The sequence below is a fragment of the uncultured Subdoligranulum sp. genome (assembly GCF_963931595.1).
In the GTDB taxonomy this organism is placed as follows: domain Bacteria; phylum Bacillota; class Clostridia; order Oscillospirales; family Ruminococcaceae; genus Gemmiger.
The window spans coordinates 1,326,519-1,342,605 of sequence record NZ_OZ007030.1; the positions used below are offsets into that span (position 1 = coordinate 1,326,519).

The window sequence follows — 16,087 nt, forward strand, 5'->3', positions numbered from 1 at the left end:
CATGTTTCTTCGCTGCATCCGAGCGGAAAACCGAAAACTGCACGCCTCTCCCATCTGGTTTCTCTTTTTTCTGCTGCCGGTTCTGTCCGCTGCCTACGGCACCGTAAACTACCTGGGCAACCTCGGCATCCTCAGCGTAAGCTGGTACGCTCTGTGGACACAGCACACCCTTTTCTACTCCCTTTTCTTTTTCCCGGCCATGGTGGCAATCTATGCCTCCTATCTTTGGCGCCTGGAGCATCTGGGGCACAACTGGAATCTCATTATGGCCGTGCCGGTACGCCCTTTTGCCCTGTTTTTCTCCAAATTCGTCATTGTCTTCAAGCTGGTTGTACTGACCCAACTTTTCATTTTCTTTCTGTATTGCTTCTGTGGAAAAGTCTTTGCCTCCCTGCCCGGTTGGCCGCCGATAGAAACACTGGTGTTCCTGCTGCGCGGCGCCCTGGGTGGGCTCAGTGTCATCGCACTGCAGCTGCTGTTGTCCATGATGATCCGCAGCTTTGCCGTTCCGGTTTTTCTCTCCCTGTTCGGCGGGATCATCGGTATGCTGGCGGTCAGCCAGGGCCACGGACTGTACTGGCCCTACGCGCTGATGCAGTATGGTATGAATTCCAACCGAAGTGAGGACCTTCTGGCAGGAAATTATCTCCCGTTTTTCGCCTCCTGCCTGGTCTGGCTTTTGCTTATTTTCACGATTGCCAATATGCTGCTGACGCGGCGGGATGTGAAAGGTTAAACCGTCATCGGGTTGCCAGATCCGGGCCCAGGCGGTATAATACCAGTAAACATACACTGGGAGGGATCACCATGACTGCCAACGCCGCCGATTTTGCCGGTACCCGCTGCGGGAGCCGCTACGAGAAGGAGCTGGAGACCCATTTCCGGGATTGTCTGCTCTTTTACCTCGACGGCCGGATCCGCTTTGAGCGGTACTGTTATGGGGAAGCAGCCTGCCTGGTATTCAGTGCCTGGGCCCATGGATTCGATGCAGATGGGAAAATCCTCTGGGACCGGGAACCCGAGTTTGAAAGTCAGCGCACAGCGCTTCCCCGCCTGCTGACCGATATCCAGGAAAGCGGAAATGCTTTACAGTTTGACGGTCTGCGGAAGCGCTACGTAAAAACGCAGGAGTTTTCCGTGGACAAGCCGAACGGTTACGGAAAACTGAAGGTATGGTTTCTGCGCCACCGAAAATAAGCAACCCGCCCCTTTGCGTACAGGCAAAAGGGCGGGTTTTGTTTTCTGTAAAACAGGCGGAATACTCAGAACCGTTCCACGCCGTCCGGCGTTACACGCGCATAGATCAGCGGCGGAAGTTTCGGCGGTTCGTCCCGGATGACCAGCCCGCCGCGGTACATTTCTTCAGCGGCCGCAAACAGGGTTTCCTCGTCCGCATAGAAGGTGCAGATGCTCTCTCCCTTATGGACATAGTCCCCCAGTTTCTTATGCATCGTAATGCCGGCGGCGAAGTCTATATCATCCTCTTTCTTGATGCGGCCCGCGCCCAGCAGCACACTGGCGTTGCCGATCTTTTCCACATCATTTTTATAAATGTACCCGTCACTTGGCGCCACCAGCTCGTAGCTGTACTTTGCCTTGCGGAACCGCTCCGGATCCCGAAGCACCGATACATCTCCGCCCTGTGCAGCAAACATCTGGCAGCACTTTTCGAAAGCGGAACCGTCCGCAATCACCTGCTCCGCCATGGCACGGCAGGTTTCAGTATTTCCCTTGCCCGCCAGAATCAGCATGTTGGTGGCCAGCTGCAGACATACCTCGGTGAGGTCTGCAGGGCCCTTGCCCTGCAGAACCGCCATACTTTCGGCGACTTCCAGCGAATTGCCGATATTCCGGCCCAGCGGTTTATCCATATCGGTGATGAGGGCAGCCACTTTGCGCCCATGGGTTGTGCCGATGGCCACCATCTGGCGGGCTAATTCAATGGCGCTGTCCAGATCTTTCATGAAGGCGCCGTCCCCCATGGTCACATCCAGCAGGATGGCATCCGACCCCGCCGCCAGTTTCTTGCTCATGATGGAGGAAGCGATCAACGGAATGCACCCCACCGTGGCGGTCACATCCCGCAGGGCGTACATTTTTTTATCCGCCACTGCAATGTGGCCGCTCTGGCCGATCACCGCAATGCCGGTCTCATTGACCTGCCGGAAGAATTCCTCCTGGGTCAGGCTGGTCCGCGTGCCGGGCACCGCCTCCATCTTATCGATGGTACCACCGGTGTGTCCCAGCCCGCGGCCGCTCATCTTGGCAATCTTGACACCGCAGGCCGCCACAATGGGGGCAATGACCAGGGTGGTCTTGTCGCCCACACCGCCGGTGGAGTGCTTGTCCGCCTTCACGCCCTGAATGGCTGACAGGTCAACCATATCCCCCGAGTGGGCCATCACATCGGTAAGAACTGCGGTCTCGTCATCCGTCATACCCCGCAGATAGATGGCCATCAGCAACGCCGACATCTGGTAATCCGGCACATCCCTGGACACATACCCATTGACCGCAAAGGCCAGTTCCTCCCGGTTCAGTGTGCCTCCGTCGCGCTTTTTGGCGATGATATCGTACATTCGCATACAGTGCAGCCTCCTTTCAGGCAGAAACAGAGAAATGCCGCCTAGAGACGGCATTTCGGATTGTGTGGTAAAAAGTGAGATACTTAACGGCTTCCCTTGTCGTAGGGGATACCTTCCGCCTTAGGTGCCTGCGAATTCTTGGACGTAAAGATCAGAACGATCATCGTAACGATATACGGAAGCATCTGATAGAAGTTGGAAACCTCCTTGACGCCTTCGAACTTGGGCAGGAAAGACAGCGAAGAGCTGTATGCTGCAATGACCTTGAACAGCGCAAAGAAGAAGGAAGACGCCAGAATCGGGAACGGTTTCCAGTTACCGAAGATCATGACCGCCAAAGCCAGGAAGCCGTAACCGCCCACGTCCGAGTTGAAACCCGACCCGGCAGCCACCGTGTAGGCCAGGCCGCCGATGCCACCGAGGAAACCGGAAATCAGCACACCGGCATACCGCATCTTGTATACATTGATGCCTACCGAGTCTGCCGCCTGGGGATGTTCCCCACAAGCACGCAGCCGCAGGCCGAACCGTGTCTTGTACATCAGCACGTAGGCCACAATAAACAGAACCACGGCAATGGGGGTCGTAAGGTAGAAATACTTAAAAATCAGGTTGTTCCAGAAACTGGGGCCATCCACCGGTGCCAGCCCAAAGGTTTCCCGCGTGATGCGGACCCAGCTGGGGATCTGGATCGTCGTAAGGCCCTGCCCCTGGATGGCCCAGGTCATGACCACGGCAAAAGCCGGCGCGAACTGGTTCAATGCCGTGCCGCCGATGGTCTGGTCCGCCTTCAGGTTGATGGCGGCAAATCCCAGAAAGAAGGAGAAAATCATGCCGGTAGCACCCGCAACCAGGATGGCAATCAGCATGGAAAGCTGCGGATTTGCCGCGCCGAATCCACTCTGATCCAATGCCTGGAGGGTGAAGCAGGCGAACAGCGCACCGATGATCATCATACCTTCCAGTGCAATGTTGATGACGCCGGAATGTTCACTGAACATACCACCCAGTGCCACAAGCAGCAGCGGAACCGCAAACAAAACAGTGAGGCTGATAATATTGGCAGCGATCATCATTTGGCAGCGCCTCCTTTCTCTTTACGGCCGGACACCGCTTTTGCAATCACACCGCGCATAAGCAGCGCAAACGCTGCCAGATAAATGATAACTGCAATGACGATGTCGATGGTTTCGGAGGAGTACGCCGGCTGCATGGCCGCACCGCCCACCTGGATATAGCTGATGAACAGCGCCGAGAAGATGGTGCCCACAGGATTGGAACTTGCCAGCAGTGCCACGGGAATGCCGTTGAAGCCCATGCTCAGGATGGCTTTTTCCAGAACGTACTGACCGGTGCCGGCAAGATAGTAGATACCGCCGCCGATGCCGGACAGCGCACCGGAAATGACCATGGAGAGCACAATGTTGCGTTTGGCATTGATGCCGGCGTACTGCGCTGCGTCGCGGCTGAGACCGCAGGCCTTGAGTTCATAGCCAAAGGTGGTCTTTTCCAGAACGATCCAGATGACGATGGCAAAGACGATCGTGATCCAGATGCTGATATTGATCCAGCTGGAATTGCCGAAGATGGGCGCCAGGAATCCTTTAGGCAGAATGGCACCGGGATTGGCCGCCGACAGGGCGGCGGTACGGTCGGAGTTGGAAGCGCCCCAGGCGGAAGCCAGCATATTCGTCGTATTGGCCAGAATCAGGTTGACCAGATACATACCGATCCAGTTAAACATGATCGCGGTAATGACCTCATTCACATTGAAATAGGCCTTGAAGAGGCCGGGGAAAATTCCCCAGATCGCACCGCCGACCGCCGCGCCCAGCAGGCACAGGTACCAGGGCATCTGGAACTGAATGGCAAACAGCAGTGCAAAGAAGGCGCCCATGGTATACTGACCGGAAGCACCGATATTGAACAGGCCGGTCTTGAAGGCAAAGCCTACCGACAGACCGCACATCATGAGCGGCGCCGCCTGATACAGCACTTTGCCGAACTTGTCCATACTGCCGAAGCCGGTGGTCATCATGGCCACCATGCCTTCCAGCGAAGCTCCGGGATTCAAGACCACCAGCAGCAGGAAGCCGAGGATCAGGCCGATGACAATGGACAGCAGGCTGGCCAGGACACCCACTACGGCCGGGTTCTGCAAAAGCTGCCGTTTCTGATTCTTTTTCATGCTTTCGCCTCCCCCTGCTTCTTCGCGCCTGCCATATACAGGCCCAGTTCTTCGACAGATGTCTTGTGCGGATCAAACTCGCCCACAATCTGACCCTCATACATTACCAGAATGCGGTCAGAAAGATTCATTACTTCGTCCAGTTCCAGACTGATGAGCAGAACGGCCTTTCCTTTGTCACGCTCTGCCACGATCTGTTTGTGGATATACTCGATGGCACCTACGTCCAGTCCGCGGGTCGGCTGCACAGCCACCAGCAGGTCCGGGTCCTTGTCGACCTCGCGGGCGATGATGGCTTTCTGCTGGTTGCCGCCCGACATGCTGCGGGCGATGGTCTGCGCGCCCTGGCCGCTGCGCACATCGTACTGCTCGATCAGGCGATTGGCATAGGAAATGACTTCGTTCTTTTTGATGAAGCCGTGATTCTGGAACTGCGGTTCCCAGTAGCGCTGCAGGACCAGATTGTTGGCCAGCGTATAGTCCAGTACCAGTCCATGTTTGTGGCGGTCCTCCGGGATGTGGCTCATACCATCCTTGGACCTGGTACGGATGGGCGCATTGGTGATGTCCTGCCCGTTGAGCTTGATGGTGCCGGAAACCACTTTTTCCAGGCCGGTCAGACCATACACCAGTTCACTCTGGCCATTGCCCTCAATACCGGCCACACAGACAATCTCGCCGGCGTGTACCGCAAAGGATACGCCCTTCACAGCGTTGTTCTTGTGGACCTTGCTGGCTACCACCAGATCATCCACTTCCAGGATGGTCCGGCCCGGTTCGCTAGGCTTCTTCTCCACAGCAAACTCCACATCCCGGCCCACCATCATGCGGGAGAGCTCTTCCTTGGTGGTGTTTGCAATTTCCACCGTGCCGATCCCGCGGCCCTTCTGCAGGACCGTGCAGCGATCCGCCACTTCCATGATCTCATTGAGCTTATGGGTGATGAAGAGGATGCTTTTTCCTTCCTGCTTGAAGCCGCGCATGATCTCCATCAGTTCTTCGATCTCCTGCGGGGTCAGCACCGCCGTGGGCTCATCGAAAATCAGGATATCGTTGTCGCGGTAGAGCATTTTCAGAATCTCAACACGCTGCTGCATGCCAACCGAAATATCGCTGACCAGCGCATCGGGATCCACACGCAGGCCATACTTTTCGCTCAGCGCCATAACCTTTTTGCGCGCCGCATCCTTGCGCAAAAATCCATGCCGGGTATCTTCCACGCCCAGAATGATGTTATCCAGTACGGTGAAGCATTCCACCAGTTTGAAGTGCTGATGCACCATACCGATCCCCAATGCATTGGCATCGTTGGGATTGTTGATCTTGACTTCCTGGCCGTTCTTTTTGATAACACCTTTTTCCGGCTGGTACAAACCGAACAGCACACTCATCAACGTGGATTTTCCGGCACCGTTCTCACCCAAAAGAGCATGGATTTCGCCCTTGCGAAGTTGCAAACTAACGTCATCATTTGCTTTGATACCGGGAAATTCCTTGGTGATGTGCAGCATCTCGATCACATACTGATCTGCCAAATCGTTGCACGCCCCTTTCCAAAAGCACAGTTTCTTACTTCGTATTATATAGAAAAAACACCCGATGTACAAGAGAATTTGAACAAAAAGTGCAAGAATAGCTTTGTTTTTTTCTGGTGTTTTATACCATCAGAAAAGGCCGCCCCGCAAGCCTGTGCGGGGCGGCCTTTATGAACCACGAAAGATCCTATTAGCCCTGGTAGTCCACGTTCACATTGGTCACAGCCGGGGTCGAAGCGGTGTCGAAGCTGTCGTCCACGACGAGGGTGCCGTCGACGATTTCCTGGTACAGCTTGTCGTACTGCTCCTGGGTGAACTTGGTGAACTTGCTGGTTTCCATCGGCAGGCCGACGCAGTCCTCAGCGGCGCCCAGAACGGTCTGCTTGGCGGCGTAGGCATCGGTGAACTTCCAGCCATTGTCCATGGCATCGGTCAGGGCCACGTTGACGGAGTTGGCAAGGGCCTTCATGGCAGAGGTGATGACGGTGTCAAACTGGCCGGACTGGTCAACGTCAACGCCGATCATCTTGCCGCCGTTGGCCTGCGCAGCCGCGTCACAGCTCTGACAGACAGGGCCGCCGCAAGCGAAGACCACTTCAGTACCCTCGGAGTACCAACCATCCATCTTGTTCTTGACCTCATCGGTAGCAGCAAAGCCGCCGGAGTACCAGTACTTGATGTTGACATCCGTCTCGCCCAGTTCCTTGGCAGCGGCGTCAGCGCCCTGCACAAAGCCGTAGCCGTAACGGATGACGGCGGGAACAGCCATGCCGCCCAGGAAGCCCAGCTCCTTGTAACCGTCGTACACAGCGGCGTAGCCAGCCAGGTAACCGGCCTGCTCTTCCTTGTAGGTGATCAGCGCGGTGTTGGCGGCGGGCTGCGCACTGCCGTCAGCACTCAGGTCGGTGGTAGCAACGTCCAGCGCGAGGAACTGCACATCGGGATACTTGGCCTGCGCCTCGGCAATGGAGGTGCCGAACAGATAACCGGCCACAACGATCGCCTTGGCGCCGTCATTCACCGCATTGTCCATCTGTTCCAGGCGGGCAGCGTCGGAGTCCTCGGTGGGACGGTAGTAGTTGGCATTCAGACCGTTGGCTGCGCAGAAATCCTGCACACCCTGCCAGGTATACTGGTTGAAGGACTGGTCATCGATGTTGCCGACATCCGTGACGAAAGCCACATCGGTCTTGCTGCCGCTGCTGCTTTCCGCCGTAGCTTCGGTGCTGGCGCCTTCAGAAGCGGCCGCGGAGGAGGCAGAAGCCCCGCCGCAGGCAGCCAGAGAGAGTGCCATGCAACCGGCCAGAACCAATGCAAGGAACTTTTTCATGCTTTTGATCTCCTTATTTTCTGTTGAACTTCGGGCGGAGCGTCTCCCCGCCTCAATACCATCAGTATACCGGATTCCCGACGTTTTTGCAATGGAAAAACCACCGGAAATGCATTACAAATATTTAACAAAATGTCTAAACTCAGTTCTGGACTTCCAACGTGACGGAGGGCGTTTCCGGCAAGGTATCCATGTCGGAATAGGTCTCTACCTTTCGGTCACTGTTGCGCAGTTCTTCATATACGCGCTCATAGTCCTGCTGGGTAAAGGTATTGAACCGCCAGGTGGAACCGGCCAGCGCGACGCTGCCATCGGTGTAGCCGAGTTTTTCGGTCTGCCCGGCTGCTTCCTGGCTCCAGGTGCTGTTGGAAGTAAAGAATGCATACAGCTGCCGCTGTACCGCCGCATTGTAGCATTTGACCGCACTGTCCAGCACACGCTCTCCCAGTGCATTCTGATCCCAGTCTGTGGCAAATACCCGGCCGCCGGTCTGGTTGGCCGCATCCACAGCACGCTGTACCAGATCATCTCCATTGGCCAGGATCAACCCGGTACCGTTATTGAACCAGTCGGTCAGACGGGAAACCACCAGGTTCTGGTCGTCGATGTCGCCGGTATACCACACACGCATGGACACTTCTTCGCCCTGCTCTTCGGCTGCCGCCTCGGCGCCCTGGAGATACCCGGTGCAATAGCGCACCACATCCGGCAGTTCATCGCTTCCCACGAAGCCCAGCGTCGTGTAGCCTTCCGTCACTGCCGCATAACCGGCCAGATAGCCGGCCTGCTCCTCCTGGAACTGAACACAATGCACGTTGGACTCTGTGGTGTATACCGTGTAATCCTCATTGTGTGGCTCTCCGTCAAACAACAGGTAATGCACGCCGGGGAAGTTGGCCTGAATCTGGAACAGAGCCTTCGCCATCTCCTCCCCGCGGCAAACCACCAGCGTTGCGCCACTCTGGGCAGCGTTGCGCAGCGCATCCTCTGCCGTATTGGTCTCGCCGTCTCCGTAGGTAAAGGACTGCGCTGTATAGCCGAAATTGGATGCAAAGGTCTGGATACCTTTCCAGAGCAGTGCCTCGGCACCGGATTCCAGACTGCTGCTCTCCGCAGCCAGCGCAATGACGGAACCGCCAGGCAGCGGCGCCGCCTCGGGATTCGCCTGAAACACGTAGGAATCATCATCCAGAGGCACCGTGAACTGAGGCTCCTCCCGGGTATTTTCCCCCGCGGTGCAGGCGGCCAGAGACAAAAGCATCAGAACAGAAAGAAACAGGGCAACAACTTTTTTCATGAACAATGGGAACTCCTTACATCGAGGATTGGGAGGCGGGATTTGTCTCCAGGTTGGCCGGGCCGAATCCATAGGGCAGCAACTCCCCCAGTGTCGTCACAATGTAATCCTCCTCCGAGCGGGCCATGATCACCGTAAGGGAAGGACCGCCAAACTCAAACAGTGCCTGCCGGCAGACGCCGCAGGGACCGGTGACCAGCGTGTTGACCTTTCCCTCCAGGCTGCCCACAATGGCAATGGCGGAAAACGCCCGCTCGCCTTCACTGACTGCTTTGAACAGAGCGGTGCGCTCCGCGCAGTTTGTGGGGGTATAGCCGGCATTCTCGATATTGCAGCCGGTGTATACCTTGCCGTCCCGGGTCAGCAGGGCCGCCCCCACCTGAAAATGGGAGTACGGCGTATAGGCAAATTTACGTGCGGCGAAAGCCTGTCGGATCAGCGACTGAATCTGTGCTTTTTCCATTCCTTACTTCTCCAGATAGGCATCCACGCCCAGCGCCACCTTCATCATGGCGGTGAAGCTGGTCTGCCGCTGCTCCGCAGTGGTGATTTCAGGCGACACAAAGCTGTCCGAGATGGTCAGCAGGCAGGCCGCCCGCTTGCCCAGCACCTTGGCGTTGTGGAACAGGGCAAAGCTCTCCATCTCCACAGCCAGACAGCCTTTCTCGTCGCGCAGACGCTCCCAGTAAGCAGGCTTTTCATCGCTGGGCTCCCGGTAAAAGACATCGGCAGAATGGATATTGCCCTCGATCAAGGCAATGCCCTGTGCCGCTGCGCTGGCCTTCAGCGCGGCATTCAGTTCAGCGCTGGGCTTCTGAATGTCGTCGGTGTCACCGCTCTGAGTGACGGCGTAGTTGCTTTCCGAATAGGCTCCATCCGCCAGCACCACATCAAAGAGCTTGGCCTTGTCGGTATAGGAACCGGCCGAACCGATGCGGATAATGTTTTCCACGCCGTACTGGCTGTACAGTTCATAGGAATAGATGCCGATGGAGGGCATTCCCATACCGCTGCCCATTACGCTGATGGGGCGGCCCTGGTAGGTACCGGTGTAGCCGAGCATTCCGCGGACATCGGTGACGAGGCGGGGATTTTCCAGGAAGGTCTCCGCAATAAACTTGGCACGCAGCGGATCGCCGGGCATCAGAACGGTTTTGGCAAAATCGCCTTTTTCAGCACGGTTATGTGGGGTAGACATGATCGCACACTCCTTTGTTTTTAAGATTGGTCCTTATAGTATACCACATTTGGTGCGTTTGTGGTAAAATGAAACGGAAAAAATTGTGAAAGTGGGAGAAACCATGTCCTTACCCCATCACTGCCGTCTCTGTCCCCGCGCCTGCGGTGCAGACCGGGCCGCGGGCCAGACCGGCTATTGCGGCGCCGATGACCGCCTTATGGTGGCACGTGCCGCCCTTCACCACTGGGAGGAACCCTGCCTGAGCGGTGCGCCGGACGACACCCGCGGCAGCGGCACGGTCTTCTTCAGCGGCTGTGCGCTGCGCTGCTGCTATTGCCAGAATTACCCCATCAGCCAGGAAGGAGTGGGGAAAGCCATCACGGTGGAACGGCTGGCCGAAATATTTCTGCGTCTGCAGCGTGACGGTGCCCGCAACATCAACCTGGTCACCGCCACGCAGTATCTGCCCCAGGTGCGCCGGGCATTGGATCTTGCCCGTGCAGACGGGCTGGTGCTGCCCATCGTCTACAATACCGGCGGATATGAAACCGTGGCCGCCGTCAAGGCGCTGACCGGATATGTGGACATCTGGCTGACCGATTTCAAATATGCCGATCCTGCACTGGCCGACCGTCTTTCCGCGGCGCCGGACTATCCCGCCGTGGCAGAGGCCGCCCTGCGCCAGATGCTTCTGCAGACCGGTGCGCCTGTCTATGACAAGGAAGGCTTTTTGCAGCGCGGTGTCATCGTCCGTCACCTGGCACTGCCGGGCTGCGTGCAGGACAGCCGCGCCGTTCTCGCCACGCTGGCCCACCTACAGCAGGAGACCGGTATTCCCTTTGTGCCCAGCCTGATGAGCCAGTTCACACCTTTTTATAAGGCAGCGGAACACGGTCTTGGCCGGCGCATCACCACCTACGAATACCGGCAGGTCATCGATGAAGCCATCCGTCTGGGACTCACCGACGGTTACATGCAGGAAAAAAGCAGCGCCCGGGAGGAATACACACCGCCCTTTGATCTGGAGGGGGTATGATGGTCATCAGCATTGCGTATCTGTTGCTGTTTCTGTTCACAGGGATATTGACCGCCAGACGCATTTTTCCTAATGTGACCGCGGCGCTTCTGCTGCCGCTGGGCAGTGGTTACGGCCTGGCGATGCTGGCCGCCTTCCCTGCCCTGCTTGCTCTTCCGTTCGGGTTCGGCCGCCTGGCCGCGGCAGGTGCAGCCCTTCTGGCGCTGGGCGTATGTCTCTTTGCACTGTATGGCAGCAGGACATTTCACAACAGGCCGCACGATGCCGACCACGGCGCCATGTGGCTTTGCCTGGCGCCTCTTCTGGTTATGACCTTCTATCTGCTGCACACCCACATCCTGCACGCGGTGGACGGAACACTGCACACCGGGCAAAGCTGCTACGGCGACCTGCCCATGCATCTGGGCTTTATTGAATACATTGCGCAAAGCGGACAGTTCCCGCCGGTCTATCCCCTGCTGGGTGGCGACCATCGGTTCGGGTATCCCTTTTTGTGCGAAACAGTCTCCAGCATTTTCCGTGTTCTGGGGGCAGACCGCCGCACCGCCTACATGCTGCCCATGATTCCTGTCGTGTTCACGGTATTCGGCATGTTCTGGCAGCTGGCCCGCCGGGTCCTGGGCAGCGTGGCCAAGGCAAGCCTTGCCTTCTATCTGTTTTTTCTGGGCAGCGGATTTGGTTTTTTCTATTTTCTGGACAGCCCGGAACATTTCCAGAGCATTTTCACTGGCTTTTACACAACACCCACCAACTACACCGTCGAGAATATTGTATGGGTCAATCCCATCGTGGACCTGATGATCCCCCAGCGCGCCACTCTCTTCGGGTGGTCTCTGTTGCTGCCGGCGCTCTATCTCTTGTGGCGCTTCTGCTACGAGGAGGAACGCCGTTTGTGGTTGCCGCTGGCTCTTCTGGTTTTGCCCCTGCCCCTCATGCACACCCACAGCGCCCTGGCACTGGTATTGCTGTGCCTAGTAGGCGGCCTATACACACTGCGCCGCTCGGGGCACTCCCGCGCAGTGCTTCTCCCCTGGGCCGGACTGGCTGCGATATGCGGCATTGCCTGGCTGGTGCAGATGCTCCCCACCGTGCTGGCGCAAAGTGTGGACGGGCAGAATATGCTGCGCTTGCACTTCAACTGGGTGAACAATGCCGGGGATGGAACGCTCAAAGACAATTACTTCTGGTTCTATATCAAAAACATCGGTATTGTCTATCTGTTCCTGATTCCTGCCTGGCTGCACGCTTCCCATAAACAGCGCTGGCTGTATGGCGGCGGGTTGCTCATCTGGGCGCTGGCGGAAGTTGTGGTCTTCCAGCCCAATACCTACGACAACAACAAACTCCTGTATGTGTGGCACATGCTGGGCTGTATGCTGGTGGCGCAATTCTTCGTGGATCTGTTCGCCCGTATACGCCGTATTCCCGTCCGTGGTGCAGCAGCATGCATCCTTTGTTTTCTGGGCATGTTCGGCAGTGTGCTCACCGTAGGCAGGGAAATCGTCAGCGACTACCAGCACTGGAGTGCTGACGAAATTGCACTGGCAGAGTTTGTATCCCGGAATGCCGCACCGGACGCCCTGTTCCTGACCAGTGATCGACACACCACCCCGGTGTTCGCCCTGGCCGGCAGGCGTATCCTGTGCGGTTCCGGCAGTTATGTCTACTATCACGGCATGGACTATGCTGATGAATACCAGGCCATGCGCATATTATATGAAAACCCCGATGAGAGCACGCTGGCCGCCTGGGGCATTGGCTATGTCGTCTTTGACGCATCCACGGCCTCCGAATTTGCCACCCGGGAAGACTGGTATGCCGCCCGTTATCCCCTCTGGTACCAGAACGACAGCTGCCGCGTCTATCAAATTTCTTCCTAGCACCTTTCCCTCTCCCTGCCGCATAATATGCAGCAAAGGGAGGGGGCTTTTTTATGGCTGTGTTTCAGAACGGCATTGACGTTTCCCGTTATCAGGGCAATGTCAACTGGTCCAAAGTGGCCGCTGCCGGAAAAGATTTTGCGATTGTGCGTCTCGGTTCCAGCAACAGCGGCGGTCTGTATGTGGACCCCTATTTTCTGCAGAATGTCAACGGCGCCCACGCGGCCGGTCTGCGTGTTGGTGCCTACTATTATACCTATGCCCGTACCCAAAGCGCCGTGGCGAATGAACTATCACTTTTCATGAACGCGCTGCAGGGGCTGCAGCTGGAGTACCCCGTCTTCGTGGACGTGGAGGATTCCAGCCTGACCAGCCTGGGCCGCACCCAGCTGACCAGCCTGGTGCGTTACGCCATGGATATCCTGTACCAGCGCAAATGGTACGCCGGCTGGTACAGCTATACCAATTATATAAACAACTACCTCAATGCCGCAGAACTCAGCGCCTACCCCCTGTGGGTTGCCGACTACCGCTCCACGCTGGGCTACAGCGGCCCTTATGCCATGTGGCAGTATTCCGGCAGCGGCACGGTAAACGGCATTTCCGGCGCCTGCGACCTCAACCGAAGCTACCGGGATTTCCTGCCCGTCATTCAGTCCGGCGGATACAACAACTACGGCCCCACCGGTCCTCTGATGCAGAATGTCAGCGGATATACGCTGGTCGTTTTCAATGCACGCACCGAATACTTCTATACCCCCAATTTCAACGACGTGGTCGGGTATCTGCCTCTGGGCCGCTACAATGTCACCCAGCGCAGCACACAAAAGTACAACGGCTATGACTGGGTGATCTTCGACTACAACGGAGGCTCCTACTGGACAGCCGTGCTGGGTGATCGGAACCGTCTGGAGAGAACCGGTTGACACATCGATAAAGCCCCTTGTGTAACAACCGTAGGTTGTGTTATAATGGTATTGCTTATTTGACAAAGCTTTCCAATTTGTGGTTTAATAATTTTATATGCGCAAAATACAGTTACGTGTTATGTTACCGCAGGGGGATCCAACGCATGGCAAAAAAACAACAGGAATACGGCAATGACAGCATCCGTCAGTTGAAAGGTGCCGACCGTGTGCGCAAGCGCCCGGCCGTCATCTTTGGTTCTGACGGCGTGGAAGGCTGCGCCCATTCCATTTTTGAAATCATTTCCAACTCCATCGACGAAGCGCGCGACGGCTACGGCAACCGCATCAATGTGACGCTGTTTCCCGACCACGTGGTGGAAGTCGAAGACTTCGGCCGCGGCATCCCGGTGGATTACAACAAGGCCGAGCAGCGCTGGAACTGGGATCTTGTTTTCTGTGAACTGTACGCCGGCGGCAAGTACGCCGAAGGCGGCGGCAACTATGACTTCAGCCTGGGCCTGAATGGTCTGGGCCTTTGTGCCACCCAGTATGCCAGTGAATGGATGACCGCCGATATCTACCGCGACGGGTTCCACTATCACCTGGACTTCAAAAAGGGCGAAAACGTGGGCGGGCTTCAGAAAGAGGAATACAAGGGCCGGCGCACCGGTTCGGTCATCCGCTGGAAGCCCGATACTGAAGTTTTCACCGACATTGCTGTGCCGGCCGAAACGTTTCAGGACATGCTGCGTCGTCAGGCCGTCGTCAACGATGGTGTCACCCTTGTGTTCACCGACAAGACCGGCAAAGAAGTCCAGAAGTATGAGTATCTCTACGAGCACGGCATCACCGACTATGCCAATGAGATTGTGGGCGACAAGGGCCTGACCCCGGTACACTTCTGTTCCGGCTCCGCCACCGGCCGTGACCGTGCCGATCAGCCGGAATACCAGGTCAAGATGAATGTGGCCTTTGCCTTCTCCAACACCGTGCAGGCACTGGAATACTACCACAACTCCAGCTGGCTGGAGCACGGCGGCAGCCCTGACCGGGCTGTGCGCAGCGCCTTCGTCAGCCAGATCAATGCCTGGCTGAAAAGCAAGGGGCTTTACAAGAAAAACGAGAGTGCCATCACCTTCTCCGACGTGCAGGATTGCCTGGTGCTGGTTTCCTCCAGCTTCTCCACCCGGACCAGCTACGAGAACCAGACCAAAAAGGCCATCACCAACAAGTTTGTGGCCCAGGCCATGACCGAATTTCTCAAACACCAGCTGGAAGTCTATTTCATCGAGCATCCCGACGAGGCCGAAAAAGCCTGCAAGCAGGTCCTCATCAACAAGCAGAGCCGGGAGCACGCCGAAAAGGCCCGCATCACCATCAAGAAGACGATGACCCAGCAGATGGACCTGGCCAACCGGGTGCAGAAGTTTGTGGACTGCCGCACCAAGGACGCCTCCCGCCGTGAGCTGTACATCGTGGAGGGCGATTCGGCCATGGGCGCCGTCAAGCAGAGCCGGGATTCCGAATTCCAGGCCATCATGCCCATCCGCGGCAAGATTCTGAACTGTCTGAAGGCCGACTATGCCCGCATCTTCAAGTCCGATATCATCACCGACCTGATCCGCGTCATGGGCTGCGGCGTGGAACTGGGCGGCAGCCACAACAAGGATCTGGCCAGCTTCAATCTGGACAATCTTCGGTTCAACAAGGTCGTGATCTGTACCGATGCCGATGTGGACGGTTACCAGATCCGCACGCTGGTACTGACCATGCTCTACCGGCTGACGCCCACCCTGATCAATAAGGGCTATGTCTATATTGCGGAGTCGCCTCTGTACGAGATCAACACCAAAAACAAAACCTACTTTGCCTATACCGAGCCGGAAAAGGCCGATATTCTGCGCCGCATCGAGGGCGAAAAGTATACGATCCAGCGCTCCAAAGGTCTGGGCGAGAACGATCCCGAAATGATGTGGCTGACCACCATGAGCCCGGAGAGCCGCCGCCTGATCAAGGTGCTGCCTACCGACGCGGAGCGCACCGCGCAGGTCTTTGACCTGCTGCTGGGAGACAATCTCCAGGGCCGCAAAGAACATATTGCCGAGCATGGCGCCGAATACCTGGACGATCTGGATGTAAGCTGATACG

Annotated in this window: 14 protein-coding genes; 6 read left to right on the plus strand and 8 right to left on the minus strand. The window is 56.8% G+C overall.

Features of this window, described 5'->3' with window-relative positions; genetic code table 11:
- The first annotated feature begins 1 nt into the window (after position 1).
- Positions 2–736: an ABC transporter permease gene (locus ABGT73_RS06330; protein ID WP_346668957.1), complete on the plus strand. Its 735-nt coding sequence runs from the start codon at positions 2–4 to the stop codon at positions 734–736.
- Positions 737–807: 71 nt separating this feature from the next.
- Entirely contained in the window at positions 808–1,197 is a 390-nt protein-coding gene (locus ABGT73_RS06335; RefSeq protein ID WP_346668958.1) for a hypothetical protein, read from the plus strand.
- A gap of 65 nt (positions 1,198–1,262) precedes the next feature.
- Here the strand turns inward: ABGT73_RS06335 and ABGT73_RS06340 are convergent, their stop codons facing one another.
- The 8 genes from ABGT73_RS06340 to deoD form a co-directional block, all read right to left on the minus strand.
- Positions 1,263–2,585 (minus strand): pyrimidine-nucleoside phosphorylase, encoded by a 1,323-nt coding sequence (locus ABGT73_RS06340; RefSeq protein ID WP_346668959.1) that lies wholly within the window; start codon positions 2,583–2,585, stop codon positions 1,263–1,265.
- 83 nt (positions 2,586–2,668) lie between these two features.
- Positions 2,669–3,661: an ABC transporter permease gene (locus ABGT73_RS06345; protein ID WP_346668960.1), complete on the minus strand. Its 993-nt coding sequence runs from the start codon at positions 3,659–3,661 to the stop codon at positions 2,669–2,671.
- Positions 3,658–4,773: an ABC transporter permease gene (locus ABGT73_RS06350; protein WP_346668961.1), complete on the minus strand. Its 1,116-nt coding sequence runs from the start codon at positions 4,771–4,773 to the stop codon at positions 3,658–3,660. The genes ABGT73_RS06345 and ABGT73_RS06350 overlap by 4 nt, the downstream gene beginning before the upstream one ends.
- On the minus strand, positions 4,770–6,284 hold the full coding sequence (locus ABGT73_RS06355) for an ABC transporter ATP-binding protein (RefSeq protein WP_346670314.1): 1,515 nt from the start codon (positions 6,282–6,284) through the stop codon (positions 4,770–4,772). Before ABGT73_RS06355 ends, ABGT73_RS06350 begins: the two co-directional genes overlap by 4 nt.
- A gap of 214 nt (positions 6,285–6,498) precedes the next feature.
- On the minus strand, positions 6,499–7,638 hold the full coding sequence (locus tag ABGT73_RS06360; RefSeq protein ID WP_346668962.1) for a BMP family ABC transporter substrate-binding protein: 1,140 nt from the start codon (positions 7,636–7,638) through the stop codon (positions 6,499–6,501).
- A 142-nt stretch (positions 7,639–7,780) separates the two neighbouring features.
- On the minus strand, positions 7,781–8,935 hold the full coding sequence (locus ABGT73_RS06365) for a BMP family ABC transporter substrate-binding protein (protein WP_346668963.1): 1,155 nt from the start codon (positions 8,933–8,935) through the stop codon (positions 7,781–7,783).
- 16 nt (positions 8,936–8,951) lie between these two features.
- The gene (locus ABGT73_RS06370; RefSeq protein WP_346668964.1) at positions 8,952–9,398 is read right to left on the minus strand and encodes a cytidine deaminase; all 447 of its coding nucleotides are present in this window, start codon (positions 9,396–9,398) and stop codon (positions 8,952–8,954) included.
- A 3-nt stretch (positions 9,399–9,401) separates the two neighbouring features.
- Positions 9,402–10,133, minus strand: a complete 732-nt coding sequence (gene deoD, locus ABGT73_RS06375) for a purine-nucleoside phosphorylase (RefSeq protein ID WP_346668965.1) — start codon at positions 10,131–10,133, stop codon at positions 9,402–9,404.
- A 103-nt stretch (positions 10,134–10,236) separates the two neighbouring features.
- On the opposite strand from deoD, the gene ABGT73_RS06380 reads away from it, so the two are divergent.
- The 4 genes from ABGT73_RS06380 to ABGT73_RS06395 all read left to right on the plus strand — a co-directional run bounded on the left by ABGT73_RS06380 (position 10,237) and on the right by ABGT73_RS06395 (position 16,083).
- Positions 10,237–11,151 (plus strand): radical SAM protein, encoded by a 915-nt coding sequence (locus ABGT73_RS06380; RefSeq protein ID WP_346668966.1) that lies wholly within the window; start codon positions 10,237–10,239, stop codon positions 11,149–11,151.
- Positions 11,151–13,031, plus strand: a complete 1,881-nt coding sequence (locus ABGT73_RS06385) for a hypothetical protein (RefSeq protein ID WP_346668967.1) — start codon at positions 11,151–11,153, stop codon at positions 13,029–13,031. The genes ABGT73_RS06380 and ABGT73_RS06385 overlap by 1 nt, the downstream gene beginning before the upstream one ends.
- 53 nt (positions 13,032–13,084) lie before the next feature.
- The gene (locus ABGT73_RS06390; RefSeq protein ID WP_346668968.1) at positions 13,085–13,957 is read left to right on the plus strand and encodes a glycoside hydrolase family 25 protein; all 873 of its coding nucleotides are present in this window, start codon (positions 13,085–13,087) and stop codon (positions 13,955–13,957) included.
- Between the two features lie 146 nt (positions 13,958–14,103).
- Positions 14,104–16,083 carry a toprim domain-containing protein gene (locus tag ABGT73_RS06395; RefSeq protein WP_346668969.1) on the plus strand — a complete coding sequence of 660 codons (1,980 nt, stop codon included), beginning with the start codon at positions 14,104–14,106 and terminating at the stop codon, positions 16,081–16,083.
- Positions 16,084–16,087: the final 4 nt, after the last annotated feature.

Coding starts and splice junctions, on each gene's coding strand:
- ABGT73_RS06330 (WP_346668957.1), top strand. CDS start 2: ATGTTTCTTCGCTGCATCCGAGCGGAAAACCGAAAACTGCACGCCTCT.
- ABGT73_RS06350 (WP_346668961.1), bottom strand. CDS start 4,773: ATGAAAAAGAATCAGAAACGGCAGCTTTTGCAGAACCCGGCCGTAGTG.
- deoD (WP_346668965.1), bottom strand. CDS start 10,133: ATGTCTACCCCACATAACCGTGCTGAAAAAGGCGATTTTGCCAAAACC.
- ABGT73_RS06360 (WP_346668962.1), bottom strand. CDS start 7,638: ATGAAAAAGTTCCTTGCATTGGTTCTGGCCGGTTGCATGGCACTCTCT.
- ABGT73_RS06390 (WP_346668968.1), top strand. CDS start 13,085: ATGGCTGTGTTTCAGAACGGCATTGACGTTTCCCGTTATCAGGGCAAT.
- ABGT73_RS06365 (WP_346668963.1), bottom strand. CDS start 8,935: ATGAAAAAAGTTGTTGCCCTGTTTCTTTCTGTTCTGATGCTTTTGTCT.
- ABGT73_RS06335 (WP_346668958.1), top strand. CDS start 808: ATGACTGCCAACGCCGCCGATTTTGCCGGTACCCGCTGCGGGAGCCGC.
- ABGT73_RS06370 (WP_346668964.1), bottom strand. CDS start 9,398: ATGGAAAAAGCACAGATTCAGTCGCTGATCCGACAGGCTTTCGCCGCA.
- ABGT73_RS06340 (WP_346668959.1), bottom strand. CDS start 2,585: ATGCGAATGTACGATATCATCGCCAAAAAGCGCGACGGAGGCACACTG.
- ABGT73_RS06385 (WP_346668967.1), top strand. CDS start 11,151: ATGGTCATCAGCATTGCGTATCTGTTGCTGTTTCTGTTCACAGGGATA.
- ABGT73_RS06380 (WP_346668966.1), top strand. CDS start 10,237: ATGTCCTTACCCCATCACTGCCGTCTCTGTCCCCGCGCCTGCGGTGCA.
- ABGT73_RS06355 (WP_346670314.1), bottom strand. CDS start 6,284: ATGCTGCACATCACCAAGGAATTTCCCGGTATCAAAGCAAATGATGAC.
- ABGT73_RS06395 (WP_346668969.1), top strand. CDS start 14,104: ATGGCAAAAAAACAACAGGAATACGGCAATGACAGCATCCGTCAGTTG.
- ABGT73_RS06345 (WP_346668960.1), bottom strand. CDS start 3,661: ATGATGATCGCTGCCAATATTATCAGCCTCACTGTTTTGTTTGCGGTT.